Here is a 22088-nt window from a genome sequence, read left to right on the forward strand (position 1 = left end):
TCTCAAAATTGGTGAATATAAGTAAGTTATGTGGGAGTCGGGATGTCTGTAGAAGCAAGATTGGCTTAGGTTAATAATTGGTAGAGGATGAAGAAAACTCCCACTGATTAAAGTTTCACTTTATCTCTGTTAAAGGAAAGAATAGAAGTAGAGTTCATTATAAAAACAATGTATAGTGAATATGTATACCATGTTTGCCTTAAAGATAGAAAGGGTACAATGTGGAATAACGATCGTGCATAGGATGTGTCTTCCGAATGGAACAACATATTGGCGAGTTAATCGCGCATTATGGCTATTTTGGAATTGTTATAGCTTTGGCTGGTGGGATTGTCGGATTACCGATACCAGACGAGTTTTTATTGACCTTTGTTGGTTATAATGTTTCAAAAGGAGTTATGTCAGGAACTGCTGCTTTTTTAAGTGGGATGGCTGGTGCGATGTTAGGGATCACGTTAAGCTACATATTAGGTTTAAAACTTGGGCTCCCTGTTTTAAAGAAATATGGGCCGAAAATTAGAATTAAAGAACATCACATTGAAAAAACACATATTTTATTTGAAAAATATGGGCCATTTCTTTTAATGATTGGTTATTTTATACCGGGAGTACGTCATTTAACGGCATATTTTGCTGGGGTATCAAATTTGACACTTTGGCGTTTTTGTTTGTACGCTTACGGTGGTGCGTTCATTTGGATAAGTGTTTTTATTGGGCTTGGCTGGAAGTTAGGCGAGAAGTGGCGCTTCGTTGAGTATAGTTTACATCATTATGGAATATGGATTTTATTAATTTCAGCAGTTGTTACATGTGTTGTATGGTTGTACATAAAGAAAAAGAAAAACCGCTAATAGCGGTTTTTTTAGCTGAAAGCAATAAATAATACACCAGCTGTAATAAAGACTACACCAACACCGGTCATAAAGTTTAACTTTTCACCGAGGATAATCATAGCGAGAATGATAGAAAATACGACGCTTAATTTATCGACAGGAGCTACTTGTGAAACCTTTCCTGTTTTGAGGGCAAGAAAATAAAATAGCCATGACGAAGCACCTGCAACCCCACTTAATGTGATAAATAGCAGTGCTTTTTTATTTAGCAGTACGTCGCCGATATTTTGAAATTTACCTTGTATGATAATAACGCCTATCATAAATAATGCCATAATAATAGATCGAATTGTTGTTGCAACGTTTGCATCGATGCCGTCTAAACCAAACTTTCCAAAAATCGATACAAGGGCAGCAGCAATTGCTGATAATAGTGCAAATAAGAGCCACGAACTCATAGTAAAATTCCTCCAATCTTACAGTATTATACATGAAAATCATTCTCATGTATAAAGTTGAAGCAATTGAGCTTTATAGAAAGCGCGACTTCAACTTAACTTCTTGCTCCACCTGAATTTTAAGGTGGGAGTTTTACTGCCTGCAAATAGTGGGCTAAATAACGAAATAATCCCCACCTTATATTTTTAATAAGGTGGGGATTATTATACTACTCTGCAATTTCCTCATATAAAAAGTACGTTACATTATAAATATGTTCTACTTCATCGTCTGTCATAAACAGTAATTCGTCACGCTCAATCCCTTTTTTCTTTTCAATAAACTCAATCATGTTTTTGCGTTCTTCTCTCTTCATCAATTTTATTTCTCCTCTCAATCTGTTTTAATACAGTTTATTTAAGTTACTGCTATTATATAACAGAATCTTTAGAAAGTTCCACCTATTTTATTATTTTTTTAAAAGAACTTTTCGACAAAACAAGCCCACCTAAGGGGGGGCTTGTTTTATTTTATAGTCGTAAAAACTCAGGCTCCGTCGTACCGGCACCATCAATGTAATAAATTGTGTCGGGATTGATTTTTATCAATACGTAATTAGGGTCTTCAGGACCGAGTAACCAACGTTTTAAGCTATTATTCCAAAACTTGTTTTTTAATGTTGAGTCTTCCTCGATTGAAGCTAACCCTTCAACTTCAATATAATCTTCATCTAATTTTTTTCCTTCTCGTCCGAGTAGTACATGGACATTAGGATTTTGTTCAATATCTGTTATCTTTTTTGATTGTCGATCTGTTGCAACATATAGTACAAAATCTTCATGGAAAAACATCATAAAGGCACTATGGGGTTTTTCGTTACGTACTGTAGATAATACACCGGTACGTTGTCCTTGGATAATAGTTGCAATTTTCTCTTTTAAGTGCATATTCTTTACCTCTTTTCCTAATTTATATTTTCTCTGTTTAAACAAGATAATTTAAATATCTTTCATACTGTTTTCTTCAAGTCCATTTTTTAAACGTAATTGTGATGAAATCGGACAAGTTAGGAGAAGAATAATAATAATATTGAGGAGAAATACATACGATGGAAGGATGAAAAGCATGTTTAATAAAATATTTCTTATAGTAGCACTTATAGGTGTACCACTATCTGTACTTGGAAAAACACTTCATTGGCCAGAAACACTTATGTTCGCTGTGTATTGTATTACGATTATCGCATTAGCTGGTTTTATGGGGAGAGCAACAGAGAGTTTAGCAATTGTTTCTGGTCCTAGAATAGGCGGGTTATTAAATGCTACTTTCGGTAATGCTGTTGAACTTATCATTTCAATTTTTGCACTTCAAGCAGGGTTAATTGAAGTGGTGTTAGCTTCTTTAACCGGTTCTGTACTTGGAAATTTATTATTGGTAGGGGGGTTATCTTTCTTTGTTGGAGGTCTTAAATACAAAAGACAAAGTTTTAATGTATATGATGCAAGGCATAATTCAGCTTTATTAATATTTGCTGTTGTTGTGGCCTTTGTTATTCCAGAGATCTTTTCAATGAAGATGGACGCTGGCAAGACGTATCAATTAAGTATAGGTGTTTCTATTATTATGATTATCATGTACCTTGCTGCATTACTATTTAAGTTAGTTACGCACCGTGGTGTATATCAACATAAAAGTGACGAAGTAGCGCATGAAGAAGAGCCAGAGTGGTCGAAAGGGAAGGCGCTCCTTATTTTAGCGATAGCAACACTGGCAGTAGCTTATGTGTCAGAGGCACTCGTACATACTTTTGAAACTGTCGCAAAGTCATTTGGCTGGTCAGAGTTATTTATAGGGGTTATTATCGTTGCAATTGTTGGGAATGCAGCGGAACATGCGTCTGCAATTATTATGGCTTATAAAAATAAAGTAAATATTGCAGTCGAAATTGCAATAGGCTCTACATTACAAATCGCCATGTTTGTTGCTCCTGTATTAGTATTGCTATCTATGTTCTTCACGCAAAGGATGCCTTTAGTATTTACCATACCAGAACTTGTGTCTATGATTACAGCCGTTTTCTTAACGATTGCGATTTCCAATGATGGAGATACAAACTGGTTTGAAGGTGGCACTTTACTAGCGGCGTATGTCATTATGGGAATTGGTTTTTATTTATTATGAAAAATAGGCATAACAATTGCGCTCAGAGAAAACAATAAACGAAGTAGTATATATACCTACATAGGAAGGAGCCAGACAGGTGAAACGAGTATACAGCATATGTCTTTCAACTATGGTCTCGTTTATTTTATTATTTCCTAACATGAGTTTTGCAAAGACAACAGTAGGAACAAAAATGCCTTCATCTGTTTTAAATATTTCAAAAGACAATACATTTCCAAATGATGCGCAAGATTTGCCACGTTTGCAACCAAGTAAATTTGCTCAAGAGCTATTGAAAACGGCTAATATTAAAATTGAAAATCCAGACTTAATTCGGATGTTTAATGAAACGACAATTTCAAATGCGCCGCTTGCAGTAGGGTATCGGGCAAAAATTTATTTAGGTCAATGGGCTTTACATTATGAATCAGTAGACACATCGATTAATTGGGAATATAAACAAGTGAATCGAAATGTGTATGATAATCGCGGAGGAGACCGTTTATATCCACTTCGCTATAAGCAAGAAACACAAAAGACGGTTGAAGGCGATTTAACAGCAGATATGAAAGATGCTGCAGATGTGAAAAAAATGATGCTTCTCAAAGCACTTGAAAAAGTACAATTACCCCTTTCGTTTAAAACGACCATTGGTTATGGTACTGGACATGAGCGTGTGTATAATATTAGTCCGAGTCAACTCGGATATTTATACGCTTATACACCAGCAGTAAATGAAAAAGGAAAAGTAACATTTGGAGAAGTGTATCTTGTATTAAAGGGAAATCAAAAAAGACTTGTTGTGAAAAATATTACTTCTCAAGGAATTGGAGCTGCTATTCCAATTCATGATCATTTGTATTTTAAATTCATTTCTTCTTCCCACTCGCAATAACATGAAAAAACGTCAGCTTATAAGCTGACGTTTTTTTATAATGTAATGTTTGCTGTTTTTGATAAGAAATCTTCTGTCGGATAGTAGCTGTTTTTTACAAGAACATTTGGTCCAAGACATTTTACTGCAGGACAGTGACAGCTTAATGATTTTGCAGTTTTTGAAGCGCTCCATTTTTCATACGCTTCTTGTAATGTGTTTGTTTGTATGTTTCCTAGAAGTGGAACATCACCAAAATCAGTAACGATAATATTGCCATCAAAAATATTTACATTTAAGCGTGAACGACCATCTGGATCGTTACGAACAGTTACATTTTTGCTCTCTTGTAACTTTTTAAATGTGGCAATGTCTCGCTCGTCATCGCTACAAGCATAGAAAGGTAAAGTTCCAAATAACATCCATACATTTTCATCGCGAATTTCTAGTAAATGTTCAATCGCATCACGAATTTCAGCTTTTGTTAAAATCTCTAGATTACTCGCGAAGTCACTTGGATACATTGGATGAACTTCATGACGTTTACAGCCCATCTCTTCGACGATTTGGCGGTGAATATGTTCAATATGTGGTAGAGTTCTTTTGTTTAACATTGTTTCGGCAGATACAAGTACACCTGCATCTGATAGAGCCTTACTATTTGTAATCATTTTTTCGAATAATTTTGCACGTTGTTCGTAAGTAGGTTTACGCTCCATCATTGCAAATCCGCCTTCAACGAAGTCATCGATTGTTCCCCAGTTATGAGAGATATGCAATACGTCTAAATAAGGAATAATTTGTTCGTAACGTGCTAAATCTATAGTTAAATTAGAGTTGATTTGAGTGCGAACGCCTCGTTCATGGGCGTATTTTAAGAGTGGTGTTACATAGTTGTCGACGGATTTTTTTGAAAGCATAGGTTCTCCGCCAGTAATACTTAAAGAACGTAAATGAGGAATCTCATCTAATCGTTTTAATAAAAGATCCATCGGAAGCGGATTTGGGTCTTTCGGCTGTAACGTGTAACCAACAGCGCAATGCTCACAGCGCATATTGCATAACGTCGTCGTTGTAAATTCAACATTTGTTAATAGTAGTTTGCCGTACTCTTCAAGGTCCATATACGCTTCCCATGGATCGTAAGAAGGAGTAATCGGCTTCATTTTTTGTGATATCGTCATATGAAATACTCCTTTGACTATTGAAATAACAATTTGTCCATTCTCTATAATAGAAGAATATGTGCTTTTTATAAAGTGAAACTTTTTATCATGAAAAGAGAGAGGGCTTACATTATAGTGGATGACTATGACAAAATTGATGAAATTTCATGCCCATAGCAATCGTTTTTGCGGTATAATAAAAGCAACTCGAATTAAAAGGAGAGTGCCTTCATGGGAAAAGCAATTCAAGATAAAGATACACAATTAGTATATTTAAAAGAACGTTTAAATATGTTCATTGAAGTAATTGATACAATTGAACCCGAAGAAGTAGAATTAGAAGATGTAGATCGTCTTCTTGCAATGTTAGATGAATTAGAATTAAAATGTGAGCAATTTAAAAAAGACGAATAATATATTAAAAAGGCTACCAATTCCAATTTGGTAGCCTTTTTCTGTTCGGGTAATAGAAGGACGATAGAAAAAGAGGTATAATCAAGTTGTGAAAAATTTCATTTATGCTCTAATAGCGTGAAATAAATAGCTAAAGAGCATAACAATTGAATTTTCAGCTCATAACGTTTTGGTAGCGTTCACAATTGAGGGGGAAGTAACAATGGAAAAGCTTCAAGAAAGCATGTATCAACTAATTGTTGAAACGTCAACGAACTTACCGAAAGATGTTCGTCGTGCGATTCAACAAGCGAAAGAGCGAGAAAATGCAGGGACTCGTTCTGCGATGGCACTTGGCACAATTACAAATAATATTAAAATGGCCGATGATAACATCTCGCCGATTTGCCAAGATACAGGGATGCCAACGTTTAAAATTTATACACCAGTTGGTGTGAATCAATTAAAGTTGAAGGAAGCTATCTATAATGCGCTTGAGCGGGCGACAAAAGATGGTAAACTTCGTCCCAATTCTGTTGATTCTCTTTTTGGAGATAATAGTGGAAATAATTTAGGACCAGGTACACCGGTGATTAAGTTTGAACAATGGGAAAAAGATTATATTGATGCACGTTTAATCCTAAAAGGTGGTGGCTGTGAGAATAAAAATATTCAATATAGCTTACCGTGTGAACTAGAAGGACTTGGACGAGCTGGCCGTGATTTAGAAGGGATTCGTAAATGCCTTCTTCATGCAGTATATCAAGCACAAGGGCAAGGATGTAGCGCTGGTGTAATTGGTGTTGGTATCGGGGGAGACCGCACATCAGGTTATGAATTAGCAAAAAATCAATTATTCCGTACATTAGATGATGTCAATCCAGTACCAGAGTTACAACATCTTGAAGAGTACGTATTAGAAAATGCGAACAAGCTTGGCATTGGTACGATGGGATTTGGCGGAGAAACAACTTTACTTGGTTGTAAAATTGGCGTCTATAATCGTTTGCCAGCTAGTTTCTATGTATCTGTTGCGTATAATTGCTGGGCATATCGTCGCCTTGGTGTGAAAATCCATCCTGAAACAGGAGACATTATGGATTGGCTATATCAAGAAGGGGAAGATACACTTCAGCATGAAGTACAAGAAAAAACAGAGCAACGTGAGATTGTATTACAAGCACCAATTACAGAAGAGCAAATTCGTGAACTTCGCGTTGGTGATGTTGTAACAATTAATGGCATGATGTATACAGGTCGTGACGCAATCCATAAGCATTTAATGGATAATGATTGTCCAGTAGATTTAAATGGACAAATTATTTACCACTGTGGTCCAGTTGTTGTGAAAGATGAAAATGACAATTGGCAAATTAAAGCGGCAGGTCCAACGACAAGTATTCGTGAAGAACCGTACCAAGGCGATATTATGAAGAAATTCGGTATTCGCGCTGTCATTGGAAAAGGCGGTATGGGTGCGAAAACATTAGCGGCTTTAGAAGAACATGGCGGTGTATATTTAAACGCAATCGGTGGTGCAGCGCAATATTATGCTGAATGTATTAAAGAAGTGAAAGATGTTGATTTCTTACAATTTGGTATTCCAGAAGCAATGTGGCATTTACGTATCGACGGGTTTAAAGCAGTTGTAACGATGGACTCTCATGGTAATAGCTTACATGCAGATGTTGATAAAACATCACTTGAAAAATTAGCTAGCTTTAAAGAGCCAGTATTTAAGTAAATAAAAAATGCATCTCGAATGATTCGAGATGCATTTTTTTGGTATATATAGAAAAACATGTTCAGCATGAAAGAATGCGTTGCAACAGAAACTACAAGTACGATTATATATGGAAAGGAGACTATTTATGAAATATAAATGGTTATATATCGGTCTCATTTTTTCAATTATGATGGCACTTGTTCCAGTTTCAGCACTGGCTTATACAAATACTCCACATAACTGGGGAATCCCGCGTCCTAAAAATGAAACAGTACCAGATGCAGGAAAGTTATATACAGATTTACTACAAAAAAATGGCGGGTTTTATTTAGGAGATACGAAGAAAAAAGATATTTATTTAACATTTGATAATGGATATGAGAATGGATACACAGGGAAAATATTAGATGTACTAAAAGAGAAAAAAGTACCAGCAACTTTCTTTGTAACGGGACATTACATTAAAACACAAAAAGATTTATTGTTAAGAATGAAGGATGAAGGACACATTATTGGAAACCATTCTTGGAGTCATCCTGATTTTACAGCGGTAAATGATGAGAAACTTCGTGAAGAATTAACGAGTGTAACAGAAGAAATTAAAAAAGTAACTGGGCAAAAAGAAGTGAAATATGTACGTCCTCCGCGCGGTGTATTTAGTGAAAGAACGTTAGCTCTTACGAAAGAAATGGGCTATTATAATGTATTTTGGTCACTTGCATTTTTGGATTGGAAAGTGGATCAGCAAAGAGGATGGCAATATGCGCATAATAATGTTATGACGATGATTCATCCAGGATCTATTTTATTACTTCATGCAATATCAAAAGATAATGCAGAAGCACTTGCAAAAATCATTGATGATTTGCGCGAGAAAGGGTATCATTTTAAAAGTCTAGATGACTTAGTAAAAGGCAATCAACCGTAAGCATGTATGCTTACGGTTTTCTCATGCTATAATGATGTGTAAAAAGGATGGGGAAACGTATGTGGAGCGAGCATGTTACGTTAGAGTATCCGTATCATTTTGAAGAAGTATTAAAACGTTTATCTTTTGATCCTCTTAACGTCATTCAATTAGATGAGAAAGTTATTTATATCCCGCTTTGTATCGACGAGGAACAGGTTGTTGTTCGCTTACAAGGGATTGGTACTGTTCAAAATCCACAGTTTTGGATTTCTAGTCAGACAGGAGATCCAGAGAAAGTCATGAAACGAATGAGAGCCATTTTTCATTGGAATGAACCGTTTCAAGATATACAAAATCATTTTTTAAACACATCATTACGTCCACTATTTGAAACATATGCTTATACTCCAATTATTTTAGAATTTGATTATTTTGCTTGTCTGCTTCGCTGTATCATTCACCAACAAATAAATTTGAAATTTGCTACTGTGTTAACAGAACAATTTGTGAAACGGTATGGAACAGAGAAGAACGGTGTATTCTTTTTCCCCACTCCGGAAATAGTAGCAAATATTTCAATAGAAGAATTGAGAGAGCAGAAGTTTAGTCAGCGAAAGGCTGAATATATAGTAGGATTAGGTCGAAGTATTGTCAGTGGTACATTAAATTTAGCGAGTATAGAAAATGGGACGGAAGAAGACATTTCAGCACAATTGTTGCCAATTAGGGGAATTGGTGCATGGACAGTGCAAAACTTTTTAATGTTTGGGCTTGGACGGAAAAATATGTTCCCGAAAGCGGACATTGGGATTCAGCGTGCAGTGCAAGGTATATTTCAATTAGATGATAAACCTGATGATGCATTTTTAGAAAAATTGAAACAAGAGTGTGAACCATACTGCAGTTATGCAGCGTTATATTTATGGAAAAGTATAGAGTAGAGGTGTAATAATGATACAAAAGCAACATGAGAGTAAGTTGGAAGTTGGTCAAACGTTTCCTGTGACAATTAAACGTCTTGGGATTAACGGAGAAGGCGTTGGTTATTTTAAGAGACAAGTTGTTTTCATTCCAGGGGCATTACCAGGAGAAGAAGTTGTTGCAGAAACAACGAAAATTCAGCGTGGCTTCGCTGAAGCGAAAGTGAAAAAAGTTCGTAAAGCTTCACCGCATCGTGTGAAAGCACCGTGTCCAGTATATGAGGAGTGTGGCGGTTGTCAGCTGCAACATTTAGATTATAAAGAACAATTGAATCAAAAGCGTGATATCGTTGTACAAGCATTTGAGAAGTACATGAAAAATAGTATGGAAGAGAAAATTCGTCCAACGCTTGGCATGGAAAATCCATGGCATTATCGTAATAAGAGTCAATTACAAGTGGGGCGTAAAGACGAAAAGGTTATTACAGGGCTATATAAACAAAACTCACATCAGTTAATTGATATCGCTCACTGTATGATTCAACATAAAGCAACGAATGAAGCGACAAAAGTTGTAAGACGTATTTTAGAAAAATTAAATGTTTCTATTTACAATGAGAAAAAACAAAAAGGTTTAGTACGCACAATTGTAACACGTACTGCAGTTCAAACAGGTGAAGTGCAAGTTACACTTATTACAACAAAAGAAGAATTACCAAATAAAGAACAATTTATTGCAGAAGTACAAAAACAGATGCCAGCGGTTAAATCAATTATGCAAAATGTAAACTGGCGTAAAACATCTGTTATTTTTGGCGACAAAACATTTAAATTAGCTGGAAAAGAAGTAATTCAAGAAACACTTGGTGATTTATCATTTGAATTATCAGCACGTGCGTTCTTCCAGTTGAATCCAGAGCAAACCGTTGTTTTATATAATGAAGCAAAAAAAGCCGCTGCGTTAACAGGCGATGAGAAAATTGTAGATGCGTATTGTGGTGTTGGTACAATCGGTCTTTGGCTTGCAAATGATGCAGCGGAAGTACGTGGTATGGATGTAATTCCAGAAGCGATTGCAGATGCAAGAAAAAATGCAAAGCGTCACGGATTTACAAATACGAAATATGAAGCAGGTAAAGCTGAACAATGGTTACCGAAATGGGTAAAAGAAGGATGGCGTCCAGATGTAATTGTTGTCGACCCACCACGTACAGGTTGCGATGATAAATTACTGGAAACAATTTTAAAAGTGAAGCCGAAACAAGTTGTGTACGTGTCTTGTAATCCTTCTTCATTAGCACGTGATGTACAAGCATTAATGAAGAGCTATGAAGTGGAGTATGTGCAACCAGTTGATATGTTCCCGCATACAGCTCACGTAGAAAATGTAGTGAAGCTTGTTAGAAAGTAAAGTTTATTAATATTCCCTCATGGTATGAGGGAATATTTTCTATGAAGGAGAATATTATGCATAATTATAAATTAACAATTCAGTACGATGGCGCACGTTTTAAAGGATGGCAACGTCTCGGTAATAACGATAATACAATTCAAGGAAAAATTGAAAGTGTCATATCTGAAATGGTCGGAAAAGAAATTGAAATTATTGGTTGTAGTAGAACAGACGCTGGTGTACATGCTTTGAATCAAGTTGCTAACTTTCAAAGTGATGAGAAGTTAGTGGAACATAAAGTGAAAAAATATTTAAATCAATATTTACCTAATGATATTAGCATTATGAATGTGGAAGAAGTACATGATCGTTTCCATGCTCGTTACAATTCTAAAGCAAAAACATATCTGTATAAAATTTGGAATGAAGAGCATACAAATCCATTTATGCGTAAATACAGCATGCATGTGAATAAAAAATTAAATGTGAACAGCATGAAAGCAGCTGCGAAACATTTAGTTGGTTCACATGACTTTACTGCTTTTTCAAATGCGAAATCAAAGAAAAAATCTATGGTTCGAGAAGTATATACACTTGATGTGATGGAAGAGGCAGGGTTTGTACAAATTAGAGTAAGTGGTAACGGCTTCCTTCATAATATGGTAAGAAAAATTGTCGGGGCATTAATTGAAGTTGGATTAGGACAATTAGACGCTGAAGCAATTCCAAACATTTTAGAGGAAAAGCAGCGCAATCAAATTAATTGTCTTGCTGAGGCAAGTGGGTTGTATTTAGAGAATGTTGAGTTTTAATGGCAAATAAAAAAATCGGGCTAAGTAGCTCGATTTTTTTAGTATTACGAAGATTTCTCGTTTTTTATACGTAGCTTCAAATTCCAAAAAGCAGCAAGCATAATAGCTGCAAAGGAGCCACTAATTGTTCCTAATAGCTTTGCATAAGGAAAGCTACTCATATCACCATTAATGAATAACATTATACATAGAACAGCAGGGAGAAGGTATAAGTAGTGTAATAACTTTAATTTTTTATCATTACTCATATATATAGCCCCTTTCTAGCATGTTATATGTTTATTATAACATATTTTACCAAGTTATTTTTGCACTTGGAGACATGTTTATTTCATATGTGTAAATGCAGTTTTTTAATTCGATATTGTAAGTTTTGCCTACTTAATCCTAAAAATTTTGCAGCTTGTGAGATGTTGCCATGATTTTCTTTAAGAATTTGGTTAATGTAGTTCTTTTCCATTTTTTCTATTGTGTGTTTTAAAGTTTTAGGTGCATCAGTATTTTGATTAGTTAGTGCATGTTGCATATCGAATTCTGTTTTTATTCGTTCACGAAAGCGAGTAGGCATATGAAACGCTGTAATGATGGTTTCATCTTCTATCAAGTTCATGGAACCTTCAATTATATGTTCCAACTCCCGTACGTTTCCAGGCCAATCGTATGCATAGAAAAATTCTCTTACATTTACATCTACATCGGTTACATTGAGCCCAAATTGAGTATTATATTTTTCAATAAAGTGCTGAACAAGATCTGGAATATCTTCTTTTCTTTCACGTAAAGGCGGAAGACATAAAGTAACGACGCTTAATCGGTAATATAAGTCTTCTCTTAATCGATTATGTGCGATGGCTTCGAAAGGATCTTCATTGATAGTTGCTATAATACGAACATCAATTTCTTTTTCGTGTGTGCCTCCGATTCTTCGTATTGTTTTTTCTTGTATAGCTCGTAGTAACTTCGCTTGAAGTGCTGGACTTAATGAGTTGATTTCATCTAATAACAAAGTTCCTCCGTTCGCTTCTTCGAATAAGCCTGATTTATCTATTGCTCCTGTAAAGGCACCTCGATTTGTGCCAAATAGTAGGCTTTCCATTAAGGTATCAGGTATAGCGGCACAGTTTTGTGAAATAAAGGGTTTGGTTGAACGCTGACTTTCATTATGGATGCTTTGTGCAAATAGTTCTTTACCAGTGCCTGTTTCCCCTACGAGAAGTATGGAGGAAGATGTACGAATTACTCTTTTTCCTTCTGTAATGATTGATTGAATGGCTTCAGAATCACCAATTATGTGATCAAAGGTAAATTTAGTGCTTTGTTTTCGAGAAGGACTTATTTTTATCGTTTGTTTTAAGTTACTAATTTCTTTTGATATTTCAATAGCGCCTTTAATTTTTCCATTTTCTATTATAGGGAAAGTATCGTTAATCGTTGTAATTTCTTGTCCTTTATTGTTAAAATACGTTTGTTTTATATTTTTCTTTGTTTTTCCAAATTTTAATGCCTCTATAAGAGTACTATTTTTATTTTCTTCAAATGCAAATACCTCTAAAGGACTTTTATATAGCACATCTAAGCGATCCATTGATTCAATTTCCATCATTTTGCGGTTATAGACAATCGTTTTACTTTCCTCATTAATAATATGAATCCCGATATCGAGTTCATTGATTAAAGTTTCATATAGCATATTCATTTCAATAATTTGTTTGAAATTAATTTCTTCTGTATGCATGTAACATCTTCTCCTCATTTCACCCTATGAAGACTGACTTTTTATAATCTTATTAAAATTCTTATAAAATCGCAAAAAAATTTTGCTATTTTTCGTTTAAAACTTTTTAAATGATCGAAAAATTTTGCGGTTGTGCACATTTTTTTGTATGAAACTCTCATTTAATATATGAATTAGAGACTTGGTACGTATTTTGCATAAATAATATTCGAAATCTCTAGAGGGGAGAATATGAATTTTTACAGGATATACAACGTTTTGGTGTCAATTAATAAGAGGGAGGAATTTATAAAGTGAAGACAGTTATAGAAGGTGTGTATAGTCCTTGTTATGGAAAAGTAGAGAAGTTATTTGTTACGGAAAGTTCTTACGTATACGAGTGGGAGAAATTAGCGTTAATTGAAACAATAGATAAACAGAAAGTAGAAATTAAGATAGGGATCAGTGGTTATATTGAATCATTAGAAGTAGTAGAAGGACAAGCTATTGCTGATCAAAAATTATTAATAACAGTAAGGGATGACCTTTTAGTAACAGGCAGTGATTAATGTAAGTGACGTGTATTTTTGCTCTTTTCAATCATTATTTTTACAATGAATACTTTTAAAAACGCTTACATTAAATGGGTTGGCAAAGTGAAAAGGGGGGATTTATATGATGGATCAAAACCAAGGATTAAAAAGAGAATTGAAAAGTAGGCACATATTTATGATTGCACTCGGTGGAGTTATTGGTACAGGACTTTTTTTAGGGTCAGGTTATACGATTCATGAGGCTGGACCTGGAGGAGCAATTGTAGCGTATCTTGTCGGTGGATTTGTAATGTATTTAACGATGCTCTGTCTTGGAGAATTAGCTGTTGCGATGCCTGACGCAGGGTCTTATCAAACGTATGCGACAAAGCATATTTCCCCTGCAGCAGGTTATGTAGTGGGATGGATGTCATGGTTAAACTGGTCTGCTACGATAGGTATTGAATTAATTGCAGTTAGTATTTTGATGAAACGTTGGTTTCCTGATGTACCGTCATGGATTTGGTGTGTAGTGTTCGCGGTACTGCTCTTTGCTATTAATGCGTTATCTTCAAGAAGTTTTGCGGAAGTGGAATTTTGGTTTGCAAGTATTAAAGTAATTACAATTATTGCATTTATTATTTTAGGCGGGGCGGCAATGTTTGGTTTTCTAGATATGAAAGGAAATGAACCAGCACCGATGTTCTCTAGCTTTACTGATTACGGGGGACTGTTTCCGAATGGATTATCAGCCATTTTAATTACGATGATTGCAGTTAATTTTTCTTTCCAAGGAACAGAACTAGTTGGTATTGCAGCAGGTGAGAGTGAAAATCCAGAGAAAACGATCCCGAAGGCAATTAACAATACAGTTTGGCGTATACTTGTTTTCTTTGTACTATCTATTTTTATTCTTGCTGGACTATTCCCTTGGCAGCAAGCAGGAGTAATAGAAAGTCCATTCGTAGTTGTATTTGATAAAATTGGTATTCCTTATGCAGCAGATATTATAAATTTCGTTATTATTACAGCAGTACTATCCGTTGCGAATTCAGGATTATATGCAACTTCGCGTATGCTATGGTCTATGTCTAATCAAGGAATGATTAGTCCGATTTTTGGTAAGTTATCTAAAAACGGTGTTCCTATTTATGCATTGATTGTAAGCACAATTGTAGGTTGTCTCTCATTATTATCAGGTATTTATGCGGAAGATACAGTTTATTTATGGCTGCTTTCTATCGCTGGATTTGGAGCGATACTAGTTTGGGCATCTATTGCTCTATCTAACTTATTAGCTAGAAGGTCATACATAAAGCAGGGCGGGGATGTCAAAGACCTGAAATTTAAAACACCGCTGTATCCATTCGTACCACTGCTTGCGCTATTATTAAATGTAACAGTAATCGTTGGCATGGCCTTTATTCCAGAACAAAGAATGGCATTGTATTGTGGTATTCCATTTATGATTGTTTGTTTACTGTTTTATCGTGCTACAAGAAATAAGGGAAGTAATGTAGAGCATATTGAAAAGACAAATACAACGGAAGTAGAGAGTTTATAATAGTGATCAATTAGGAGACTGTAAAATTGTAAACAGTCTCTTTTTTTGTGAAAATAAAGCTGGAAACATACTATGTATGCAAAGGGGAATTAGCGATGAATCGAGAAATTTCGCAGTTGTTAAAACAAATAGATTCAAGGAAAGAGGAATTGTTAGAACTTACAAAAACATTAATTCGTTTTGAAACACCAGCACCGCCAGCGAGAAATACAAATGAAGCGCAAGAGTTTGTTGCAGAGTTTTTAAGAAAACGAAATTTTAGTATTAATAAATGGGATGTATATCCGAATGATTCGAACGTTGTTGGGGTAAAAAAAGGAATAAAAAGTGACTCATATAAAAGTCTTATTATTAATGGTCATATGGATGTAGCTGAAGTGTCAGCAGATGAGGCGTGGGAAACTGATCCATTTGATCCATTTATAAAAGATGGCTGGTTAGTTGGACGTGGCGCAGCAGATATGAAAGGTGGGCTGGCTGGAGCGCTATTTGCCATTCAACTTTTACAAGAAGCTGGTATTGAATTACCTGGAGATTTAATCTTTCAATCAGTAATAGGGGAAGAAGTTGGAGAGGCAGGAACACTTCAATGCTGCAGGCGAGGTTACGATGCTGATTTTGCAGTCGTAGTGGATACGAGTGATTTACATATGCAAGGGCAAGGTGGTGTCATTACTGGATGGATTACAGTGAAAAGTCCGCAAACGTTTCATGATGCAACGCGCAGACAAATGATCCATGCTGGAGGACGTTTATTTGGAGCGAGTGCGATTGAAAAAATGATGAAAATTGTGCAGAGCTTACAAGAATTAGAGCGTCACTGGGCAGTCATGAAAACATATGAAGGCTATCCATCTGGAACAACAACAATTAATCCAGCTGTTATTGAGGGGGGAAGGCATGCGGCGTTTATTGCGGATGAGTGCCAGTTATGGATAACAGTGCACTTCTATCCGAACGAAACACATGAACAAATAATAAAAGAAATTGAAGAATATATTGGAAAGGTAGCAGCTGCCGATCCATGGTTAAGTGAAAATCCGCCACAATTTAAGTGGGGCGGAGAATCAATGATTGTAGATCGTGGTGAAATTTTCCCTTCATTAGAAGTAGATAGGGAACATGCAGCTGTAAAAAAACTTAGCTTAGTACACGAGTCTATTTTATCAAAAAATGCAATTTTAGATATGTCTGCAACGGTAACTGATGGCGGTTGGTTTAGTGAGTTTCATATTCCAGCGATTATATATGGACCAGGTACATTAGAAGAAGCACATTCTGTAAATGAGAAAGTTGAAATTGAACAGTTAATTGAATTTACAAAAGTAATAACAGCATTTATATATGAATGGTGCCACACGAAAAAATAGATTTGTATAGTAAAATCGTACGAGTATGTATACTTGTACGATTTTTTAGTGAACTATTTCAGAGGTGAAAATAAACAACTGAAATAGTTCTTTATTTTGCTATGTCTTTCGTTTTATTTCAAGTAATTTCTCTTTTGCTAATTCAACGGCGATCGCATCATCTAAATAGCCAATTGGAAAGAGATAGTCGGGAATAATATCTGTCGATAAAATGAAATACAGTAATGCGCTCCCAAGAACTGCACGTTCTTCTTTTGAAATGGTTTCATTGCAAAATTGTTGATACATATCTGTTAATTGTTCAATAAAAGGACCAGCACTATCAATTTGCTCTAATTTGCTTGCGAAACTGTCATGAATACGTTTTTCGCCTTCTGTTGTCTGGGCATAGCGTTCGTAATTTTCGAGTTCTTGTTTTACGCGAGTTGTAGTGTAATCGAAATCGAATAAGTTAGAGGAGTGCAGCGTTTGCTGAATGGTATCAAGAGATGTGTACATATCTGTTTTTTCTTTATTTATGTGAGGAGAATCAGGGTACATTTCATCAAATAACAATTGGGGTGGAACTTGAAGACATTCTGCAAATTTTTGTAGATGTTTTTGTTTTGGCGGTTGTTTTCCATTAATAATTCTTGAGACTGTTGCAGGATCAATATTTGTAAGTATTCCTAGTTGGCGCATAGATAAGGCGCGTTCTTTTAAAAGTTTTTTTATTAATTTGCCAAGCCGATCATTCGGGTTTTCATTAGCCATAGTGTAGGCACTCCTTTTTTAGTATTGAAAAAATATTGAGCATTTATTACAAGTATATGAAACAGACAGGCACAGTTGCTCAACATTTTCATAATATGCATTGAAAAGTGAGAAAAAGGGGTGACTATTTATGAGTACAGTAGGCTTATTTTCAATTTTTTTAATCGGGATCGCTTCTAATTTAGATAATGCAGGTGTTGGAATTGCATATGGCATTCGTAAAATTCGTATTTCGTGGTTTAACAATTTTATCATCGCATTCTTTGGATTTTTATTTACTTTACTAGCTGGATTTTTTGGAAACTGGATTGCGTTATTTATTTCAGAGTTTACAGCAAATCTGATTGGAGCAATCGTTTTAGGGATAATCGGTGTGTTTATTTTGTGCCAGCCTTTCTTGGGTCAAAAAAATACTGCAGGTTCTAAAGATGATAATGTACTTATGGGCATTTTACGTAATCCGGAAAAAGCAGATTTTGATGGTTCTAAAACAATTAGTTTCTCAGAAGCAATTGTTTTAGGAGTTGCGTTGTCTATTAATAATATTGCAGGTGGATTTGATGCAGGGGTAACAAATTTAAATCTTTGGCTTACAGCGACTATTTCTGGGGTGTTTAGTTTTATTTGTATTAGTGGTTTTGCGTATGTAGGAAAACGATTTTTAGCAGAATACTTAGGGAAATGGGCGACAGTTATCGCAGGACTATTATTAATTCTTATTGGGATCGATCAGTTGTTGTAAGGAGAGTAGAAAACAAGGTTCGAGTATTTCCTTGGAAATACAGCAAGAGATTGCATATATCGACGTACTTTTCTCCATACTAATACGGATTTCTTTTAAGAAAGGGGGATTTGTATGGGACGCGGGAAAGCATTTGATCATAAGAAAAAAGGGCATGATCATCAACCACCTAAAGGTGCGTTCATTCATAAAGATGTAAATGAACATACTTTGGAAGAGGAAGAGCTACCAGTAAATATTGAGGCGTATAAAAATAGTTTGAAAAAACATTAAAAGCACCTACATAGGTGCTTTTTTACCGTATATCTTCAATTAATTGTTCGGATTCTTCATGCATACTGTACTCACTTAATACTTGAATGCAAAGCCACTTTAATTCCTCAATCGTATGCTCAAGTTCTTCAGGAAGCACATGATAAATGTCTTCAAGTCCCATCCCGAAATGAATAAGTTCAAGTACTTGATCATCGATGTTCCGATCCATTAATAATTCAAGTACTTCTAAATTGAATATGTATCGGTGAGCTTCGTCGAGTGAAACAACTTTTAACTTCAAGCTTTCTACAATACTCAATATAAAAAGAAGGATTGTTTTTTCAAGAACAGGTTGTTTTCCCATTTGAAATATTAGTTTCATCTTTCACACCTCCACATATAGCGCTAGGTTGTACTATATTATTCAGGAGGGGGGAACAAATATGCATGATATAGAGAAACTTTCAGCACTGTTTTTGTAAGAGGATTGATAACTGACAAAAGTGAGGTTTTGGCGAAATAAAAAATCCTGCTAGTATAGCAGGATAACTCACGATTAAAAAATGCTCCAACCTTCTTGAGCAGAAAGAAGTTCAAGAATTTTAAAACCGGCAATACTATTTCCGTTTGCATCTAAAGCTGGTCCGAAAATACCGATTCCCATGTCTCCTTTTACGCAGCCAAAAATACCACCGGCTACACCACTTTTTGCAGGAATACCAACACGAATTGCAAATTCACCAGATTCGTTATACATACCACATGTGACCATAAATGTTTTGCAAATTTTTGTAATATGCTTAGGGATAATTTGTTTTTTCTTATATGGATCATATCCATCCATTGCAAAAATTAAGCCGATACGTGCTAAATCGATGCAGTTTACTTCAACTGCGCATTGACGAGTATATAAATCCATAAGTTCTTCAATATCACAATCGATAATTCCGTTTTGTTTCATATAATAACAAAGTGAACGGTTTAGGTAAGCTGTCTCTAGTTCTGAATCGGCAACTTTAGAGGAATAATTAATAGTAGGATTATCTGTTATTTCACGTACAAAATGAAGAATACGTTCCATTTTTTCCTCGTTATCTTTTCCTGCTAGCATGCTTGTAATAGCTAAAGCCCCTGCATTTATCATTGGATTAAGGGGTTTGGATGGACTTGTCGTTTCTAACTTAATAATAGAATTAAATGGGTCACCCGTTGGTTCCATTCCAACTTTAGAAAATACATATTCTTCACCACGGTCTAAAAGGGCAAGGGCAAGTGTAATTACTTTGGAAATACTTTGAAGAGTAAATAGTGTTTGTGAGTTGCCTGCATGGATATATTCTGTTTCTTTATGGAAAATGGCAATCCCTAAATCGTCTGGATTTGCATTTCCTAGTTCGGGGATATAAGTAGCAAGTTTTCCTTTTTTCGTATATGGTTTTACTTGTTCTAACAACTGTTGTAAGTTGTTTGTTTCAATGCACTGCATAGTACCAACGCTCCTATTTTGAATTAACTAAGTTTACTTTTCCCGATATGCTCGGAAATAAATAATAACATGAAAAAGTGGAATGATAAAACGAAAGTTCAATGTGCTATAATAGGTCTTTCGTTTCGAGTATTCTGTATTTTAAAAAGGAGAATTTTCCTTTTATATAACAGTTTGGAAATAGGAGATTTATCCATAAAAAGTTCAGAAATAAAAACTACACATCTATACAACTATATGTTATTATGGTTATGTAATAGAAAGCGTTTTCTAAAGCGTACTTATAATGATAACGATTTCATAAATTTGATTAGGGGGAATTAAAATGTTGCAGTTTTTACAACGTATTGGTAAAGCTTTAATGCTTCCGATCGCAGTACTACCAGCAGCAGGATTATTGCTTCGTTTAGGGCAACCAGATGTATTTGATATTCCTGTTATGGCACAGGCCGGCGCAGCAGTTTTTGATAACTTAGCACTTATTTTTGCAATTGGTATTGCAATCGGTCTTTCAGTGGATGGTAGTGGTGCAGCAGGTCTTGCAGGTGCAATTGGTTATCTTGTTATGAAAAATAGTATTGATGCACTTAGCAAAGGGTATTCAACTGCTGAATTACAAGATAAATTAGGTAAAGTCCAAGATTTAATAGGTAATAGCGCAAATGTAGATCCATCTAAGCTTGCGGATACAATGACACAAGTATCTAAGGCTGCTGAATTATCGACTAAAGTAGATATGAAAGTCTTAGGTGGTATTATTGTTGGTGTTATAGCAGGACTTCTTTATAATAAATTCCATAAGATTAAACTTCCAGAATGGTTAGGTTTCTTTGCTGGAAAACGTTTCGTTCCAATTGTTACATCAGTCGTGATGCTGATATTAGGAATTCTATTTGCACAAATTTGGCCAACAATTCAAAATGGTATTGATGCATTAGCTCATGGAATTGTTAATTTAGGTGCAATTGGTTCAGGATTATTTGGTTTATTAAACCGTTTATTAATCCCAATTGGTTTACACCACGTAATGAACACATACTTCTGGTTTGTATTTGGGGACTTTACAAATGCAGCAGGTAATGTTGTTAATGGTGATATTGCTCGTTTCCTTGCAGGTGACAAAACAGCAGGTATGTTTATGACTGGTTTCTTCCCAGTTATGATGTTCGGTTTACCAGCAGCATGTTTCGCAATGATTGCAGCTGCTAAACCAGAAAAGCGTAAAGCAGTTACTGGTATGTTAGCTGGTCTAGCATTAACTTCATTCTTAACTGGTATTACAGAGCCTATTGAATTCTCATTCATGTTCTTATCACCAGTATTATATGGTATTCATGCTGTACTAACAGGTCTTTCTTTATTCATTACAACATCGCTTGGCATTCATGATGGTTTCTCATTTAGTGCCGGTGCAATCGATTACGCTTTAAACTTCGGTATTGCAACAAAACCAGTCTTACTAGCAGGTATCGGTTTAATTTACGCAGCAATTTATTTCATAGTATTCTACTTCTTAATTAAGAAGTTCGATTTAAAAACTCCTGGTCGTGAAGATGACGATGAGTTAGTTGAAGATGGTGAGGCACCAGTTGCAGGTTCAATTGGTGAAACTTATGTAGCAGCTTTAGGCGGAAAAGAAAACTTAACAGTTATTGATAACTGTGCAACACGTCTACGCTTACAAGTAAAAGATGCTGGTCAAGTAAATGAAGCAGCATTAAAACGTGCTGGTGCAAAAGGTGTTATGAAATTAAGTAATACAAGTGTCCAAGTTATCGTAGGTACAAATGTTGAATCTGTTGCCGATGATATGAAAAAACACGTATAAATAATGAGATAAGAGGATGTCCAAAAAGATTGATAACATCAATTTTTTAGAGGATATCCTCTTTTTTTGTTAATAATTTAACGGGAATCTTACTTTTGTAAATTTTCTTTTTCTTTTTTGTACATATAGGTTGGTAATATGTGCAGTGCGTGATAAAGTAGGGATGATATAGAGTGGATTATCCATAATCTACTAAAACGAATCTTTAGTAAAGG

The 22088-nt window shown here is 35.3% G+C and carries 24 protein-coding genes and 1 pseudogene; 16 read left to right on the plus strand and 9 right to left on the minus strand.

Features of this window, described 5'->3' with window-relative positions:
* Window positions 1–257 precede the first annotated feature (257 nt).
* On the plus strand, window positions 258–851 hold the full coding sequence (locus NST86_RS02335; protein WP_000434874.1) for a DedA family protein: 594 nt from the start codon (window positions 258–260) through the stop codon (window positions 849–851).
* Window positions 852–862: 11 nt separating this feature from the next.
* Here NST86_RS02335 and NST86_RS02340 read toward each other — a convergent pair whose 3' ends face one another.
* The 3 genes from NST86_RS02340 to NST86_RS02350 all read right to left on the minus strand — a co-directional run bounded on the left by NST86_RS02340 (window position 863) and on the right by NST86_RS02350 (window position 2218).
* Entirely contained in the window at window positions 863–1291 is a 429-nt protein-coding gene (locus tag NST86_RS02340; protein WP_000100296.1) for an EamA family transporter, read from the minus strand.
* 209 nt (window positions 1292–1500) lie between these two features.
* Entirely contained in the window at window positions 1501–1647 is a 147-nt protein-coding gene (locus NST86_RS02345) for a BH0509 family protein (protein ID WP_000817786.1), read from the minus strand.
* Window positions 1648–1801: 154 nt separating this feature from the next.
* Window positions 1802–2218: a pyridoxamine 5'-phosphate oxidase family protein gene (locus NST86_RS02350; RefSeq protein ID WP_000550220.1), complete on the minus strand. Its 417-nt coding sequence runs from the start codon at window positions 2216–2218 to the stop codon at window positions 1802–1804.
* A gap of 178 nt (window positions 2219–2396) precedes the next feature.
* On the opposite strand from NST86_RS02350, the gene cax reads away from it, so the two are divergent.
* Both cax and NST86_RS02360 read left to right on the plus strand, forming a co-directional pair.
* Window positions 2397–3452, plus strand: a complete 1056-nt coding sequence (gene cax / locus NST86_RS02355) for a calcium/proton exchanger (protein WP_136986108.1) — start codon at window positions 2397–2399, stop codon at window positions 3450–3452.
* A 79-nt stretch (window positions 3453–3531) separates the two neighbouring features.
* Window positions 3532–4329: a YfkD famly protein gene (locus NST86_RS02360; protein ID WP_002102695.1), complete on the plus strand. Its 798-nt coding sequence runs from the start codon at window positions 3532–3534 to the stop codon at window positions 4327–4329.
* A gap of 35 nt (window positions 4330–4364) precedes the next feature.
* Here the strand turns inward: NST86_RS02360 and yfkAB are convergent, their stop codons facing one another.
* Entirely contained in the window at window positions 4365–5492 is a 1128-nt protein-coding gene (gene yfkAB, locus NST86_RS02365; RefSeq protein ID WP_086423811.1) for a radical SAM/CxCxxxxC motif protein YfkAB, read from the minus strand.
* 213 nt (window positions 5493–5705) lie between these two features.
* Between yfkAB and NST86_RS02370 the strand changes: the two genes are divergently transcribed.
* From NST86_RS02370 to truA, 6 genes are all read left to right on the plus strand, one after another.
* Window positions 5706–5888 (plus strand): SE1561 family protein, encoded by a 183-nt coding sequence (locus NST86_RS02370; protein WP_000513558.1) that lies wholly within the window; start codon window positions 5706–5708, stop codon window positions 5886–5888.
* Window positions 5889–6090: 202 nt separating this feature from the next.
* Window positions 6091–7611: a class I fumarate hydratase gene (gene fumA / locus NST86_RS02375; protein ID WP_000413523.1), complete on the plus strand. Its 1521-nt coding sequence runs from the start codon at window positions 6091–6093 to the stop codon at window positions 7609–7611.
* Between the two features lie 127 nt (window positions 7612–7738).
* Window positions 7739–8521, plus strand: a complete 783-nt coding sequence (gene pdaA / locus NST86_RS02380) for a delta-lactam-biosynthetic de-N-acetylase (protein WP_000875956.1) — start codon at window positions 7739–7741, stop codon at window positions 8519–8521.
* Between the two features lie 59 nt (window positions 8522–8580).
* Window positions 8581–9444, plus strand: coding sequence for a DNA-3-methyladenine glycosylase family protein (locus tag NST86_RS02385; RefSeq protein WP_000269421.1), 864 nt, complete (start codon window positions 8581–8583; stop codon window positions 9442–9444).
* Between the two features lie 10 nt (window positions 9445–9454).
* Window positions 9455–10834 carry a 23S rRNA (uracil(1939)-C(5))-methyltransferase RlmD gene (gene rlmD / locus NST86_RS02390; RefSeq protein ID WP_000615200.1) on the plus strand — a complete coding sequence of 460 codons (1380 nt, stop codon included), beginning with the start codon at window positions 9455–9457 and terminating at the stop codon, window positions 10832–10834.
* A gap of 56 nt (window positions 10835–10890) precedes the next feature.
* On the plus strand, window positions 10891–11628 hold the full coding sequence (truA, locus tag NST86_RS02395; protein WP_086423810.1) for a tRNA pseudouridine(38-40) synthase TruA: 738 nt from the start codon (window positions 10891–10893) through the stop codon (window positions 11626–11628).
* Window positions 11629–11672: 44 nt separating this feature from the next.
* Here the strand turns inward: truA and NST86_RS02400 are convergent, their stop codons facing one another.
* Together NST86_RS02400 and NST86_RS02405 are read right to left on the minus strand one after the other, a co-directional pair.
* Window positions 11673–11876: a hypothetical protein gene (locus NST86_RS02400; RefSeq protein ID WP_000063854.1), complete on the minus strand. Its 204-nt coding sequence runs from the start codon at window positions 11874–11876 to the stop codon at window positions 11673–11675.
* A gap of 83 nt (window positions 11877–11959) precedes the next feature.
* Window positions 11960–13363 (minus strand): sigma-54 interaction domain-containing protein, encoded by a 1404-nt coding sequence (locus NST86_RS02405; RefSeq protein ID WP_144575870.1) that lies wholly within the window; start codon window positions 13361–13363, stop codon window positions 11960–11962.
* A gap of 293 nt (window positions 13364–13656) precedes the next feature.
* Here NST86_RS02405 and NST86_RS02410 point away from each other — a divergent pair, with 293 nt between their 5' ends.
* The 3 genes from NST86_RS02410 to NST86_RS02420 all read left to right on the plus strand — a co-directional run bounded on the left by NST86_RS02410 (window position 13657) and on the right by NST86_RS02420 (window position 16809).
* On the plus strand, window positions 13657–13911 hold the full coding sequence (locus tag NST86_RS02410) for a biotin/lipoyl-containing protein (protein ID WP_000859489.1): 255 nt from the start codon (window positions 13657–13659) through the stop codon (window positions 13909–13911).
* 106 nt (window positions 13912–14017) lie between these two features.
* Window positions 14018–15439 (plus strand): amino acid permease, encoded by a 1422-nt coding sequence (locus NST86_RS02415; protein ID WP_000969247.1) that lies wholly within the window; start codon window positions 14018–14020, stop codon window positions 15437–15439.
* Between the two features lie 95 nt (window positions 15440–15534).
* The gene (locus tag NST86_RS02420) at window positions 15535–16809 is read left to right on the plus strand and encodes an acetylornithine deacetylase (protein WP_086423809.1); all 1275 of its coding nucleotides are present in this window, start codon (window positions 15535–15537) and stop codon (window positions 16807–16809) included.
* Window positions 16810–16908: 99 nt separating this feature from the next.
* Here the strand turns inward: NST86_RS02420 and NST86_RS02425 are convergent, their stop codons facing one another.
* On the minus strand, window positions 16909–17562 hold the full coding sequence (locus tag NST86_RS02425) for a DUF1232 domain-containing protein (RefSeq protein ID WP_061663405.1): 654 nt from the start codon (window positions 17560–17562) through the stop codon (window positions 16909–16911).
* Between the two features lie 130 nt (window positions 17563–17692).
* Between NST86_RS02425 and ytaF the strand changes: the two genes are divergently transcribed.
* A complete protein-coding gene (ytaF, locus tag NST86_RS02430) occupies window positions 17693–18304 on the plus strand; it encodes a sporulation membrane protein YtaF (protein WP_000108729.1) in 612 nt (203 codons plus the stop codon).
* Window positions 18305–18418: 114 nt separating this feature from the next.
* Complete coding sequence (locus tag NST86_RS02435) at window positions 18419–18577, plus strand: hypothetical protein (RefSeq protein WP_000532409.1); 159 nt, start codon at window positions 18419–18421, stop codon at window positions 18575–18577.
* 22 nt (window positions 18578–18599) lie between these two features.
* Here the strand turns inward: NST86_RS02435 and NST86_RS02440 are convergent, their stop codons facing one another.
* On the minus strand, window positions 18600–18941 hold the full coding sequence (locus NST86_RS02440) for a DUF3969 family protein (RefSeq protein WP_000766604.1): 342 nt from the start codon (window positions 18939–18941) through the stop codon (window positions 18600–18602).
* A gap of 174 nt (window positions 18942–19115) precedes the next feature.
* Window positions 19116–20045, minus strand: coding sequence for a glutaminase A (gene glsA, locus NST86_RS02445; protein WP_001149850.1), 930 nt, complete (start codon window positions 20043–20045; stop codon window positions 19116–19118).
* A 69-nt stretch (window positions 20046–20114) separates the two neighbouring features.
* Between glsA and NST86_RS02450 the strand changes: the two are divergent.
* Together NST86_RS02450 and nagE are read left to right on the plus strand one after the other, a co-directional pair.
* A pseudogene (locus NST86_RS02450) lies at window positions 20115–20229 on the plus strand (transcriptional regulator).
* A gap of 141 nt (window positions 20230–20370) precedes the next feature.
* A complete protein-coding gene (gene nagE / locus NST86_RS02455) occupies window positions 20371–21873 on the plus strand; it encodes an N-acetylglucosamine-specific PTS transporter subunit IIBC (protein ID WP_000938893.1) in 1503 nt (500 codons plus the stop codon).
* Window positions 21874–22088: the final 215 nt, after the last annotated feature.

This window comes from Bacillus sp. FSL L8-0199 (assembly GCF_038005705.1).
Taxonomy (GTDB): Bacteria; Bacillota; Bacilli; order Bacillales; family Bacillaceae_G; genus Bacillus_A; species Bacillus_A cereus.

Coding starts and splice junctions, on each gene's coding strand:
- NST86_RS02335 (WP_000434874.1), top strand. CDS start 258: ATGGAACAACATATTGGCGAGTTAATCGCGCATTATGGCTATTTTGGA.
- NST86_RS02340 (WP_000100296.1), bottom strand. CDS start 1,291: ATGAGTTCGTGGCTCTTATTTGCACTATTATCAGCAATTGCTGCTGCC.
- NST86_RS02345 (WP_000817786.1), bottom strand. CDS start 1,647: ATGAAGAGAGAAGAACGCAAAAACATGATTGAGTTTATTGAAAAGAAA.
- NST86_RS02350 (WP_000550220.1), bottom strand. CDS start 2,218: ATGCACTTAAAAGAGAAAATTGCAACTATTATCCAAGGACAACGTACC.
- cax (WP_136986108.1), top strand. CDS start 2,397: ATGTTTAATAAAATATTTCTTATAGTAGCACTTATAGGTGTACCACTA.
- yfkAB (WP_086423811.1), bottom strand. CDS start 5,492: ATGACGATATCACAAAAAATGAAGCCGATTACTCCTTCTTACGATCCA.
- NST86_RS02370 (WP_000513558.1), top strand. CDS start 5,706: ATGGGAAAAGCAATTCAAGATAAAGATACACAATTAGTATATTTAAAA.
- fumA (WP_000413523.1), top strand. CDS start 6,091: ATGGAAAAGCTTCAAGAAAGCATGTATCAACTAATTGTTGAAACGTCA.
- pdaA (WP_000875956.1), top strand. CDS start 7,739: ATGAAATATAAATGGTTATATATCGGTCTCATTTTTTCAATTATGATG.
- NST86_RS02385 (WP_000269421.1), top strand. CDS start 8,581: ATGTGGAGCGAGCATGTTACGTTAGAGTATCCGTATCATTTTGAAGAA.
- rlmD (WP_000615200.1), top strand. CDS start 9,455: ATGATACAAAAGCAACATGAGAGTAAGTTGGAAGTTGGTCAAACGTTT.
- truA (WP_086423810.1), top strand. CDS start 10,891: ATGCATAATTATAAATTAACAATTCAGTACGATGGCGCACGTTTTAAA.
- NST86_RS02400 (WP_000063854.1), bottom strand. CDS start 11,876: ATGAGTAATGATAAAAAATTAAAGTTATTACACTACTTATACCTTCTC.
- NST86_RS02405 (WP_144575870.1), bottom strand. CDS start 13,363: ATGCATACAGAAGAAATTAATTTCAAACAAATTATTGAAATGAATATG.
- NST86_RS02415 (WP_000969247.1), top strand. CDS start 14,018: ATGATGGATCAAAACCAAGGATTAAAAAGAGAATTGAAAAGTAGGCAC.
- NST86_RS02420 (WP_086423809.1), top strand. CDS start 15,535: ATGAATCGAGAAATTTCGCAGTTGTTAAAACAAATAGATTCAAGGAAA.
- NST86_RS02425 (WP_061663405.1), bottom strand. CDS start 17,562: ATGGCTAATGAAAACCCGAATGATCGGCTTGGCAAATTAATAAAAAAA.
- ytaF (WP_000108729.1), top strand. CDS start 17,693: ATGAGTACAGTAGGCTTATTTTCAATTTTTTTAATCGGGATCGCTTCT.
- NST86_RS02435 (WP_000532409.1), top strand. CDS start 18,419: ATGGGACGCGGGAAAGCATTTGATCATAAGAAAAAAGGGCATGATCAT.
- NST86_RS02440 (WP_000766604.1), bottom strand. CDS start 18,941: ATGAAACTAATATTTCAAATGGGAAAACAACCTGTTCTTGAAAAAACA.
- glsA (WP_001149850.1), bottom strand. CDS start 20,045: ATGCAGTGCATTGAAACAAACAACTTACAACAGTTGTTAGAACAAGTA.
- nagE (WP_000938893.1), top strand. CDS start 20,371: ATGTTGCAGTTTTTACAACGTATTGGTAAAGCTTTAATGCTTCCGATC.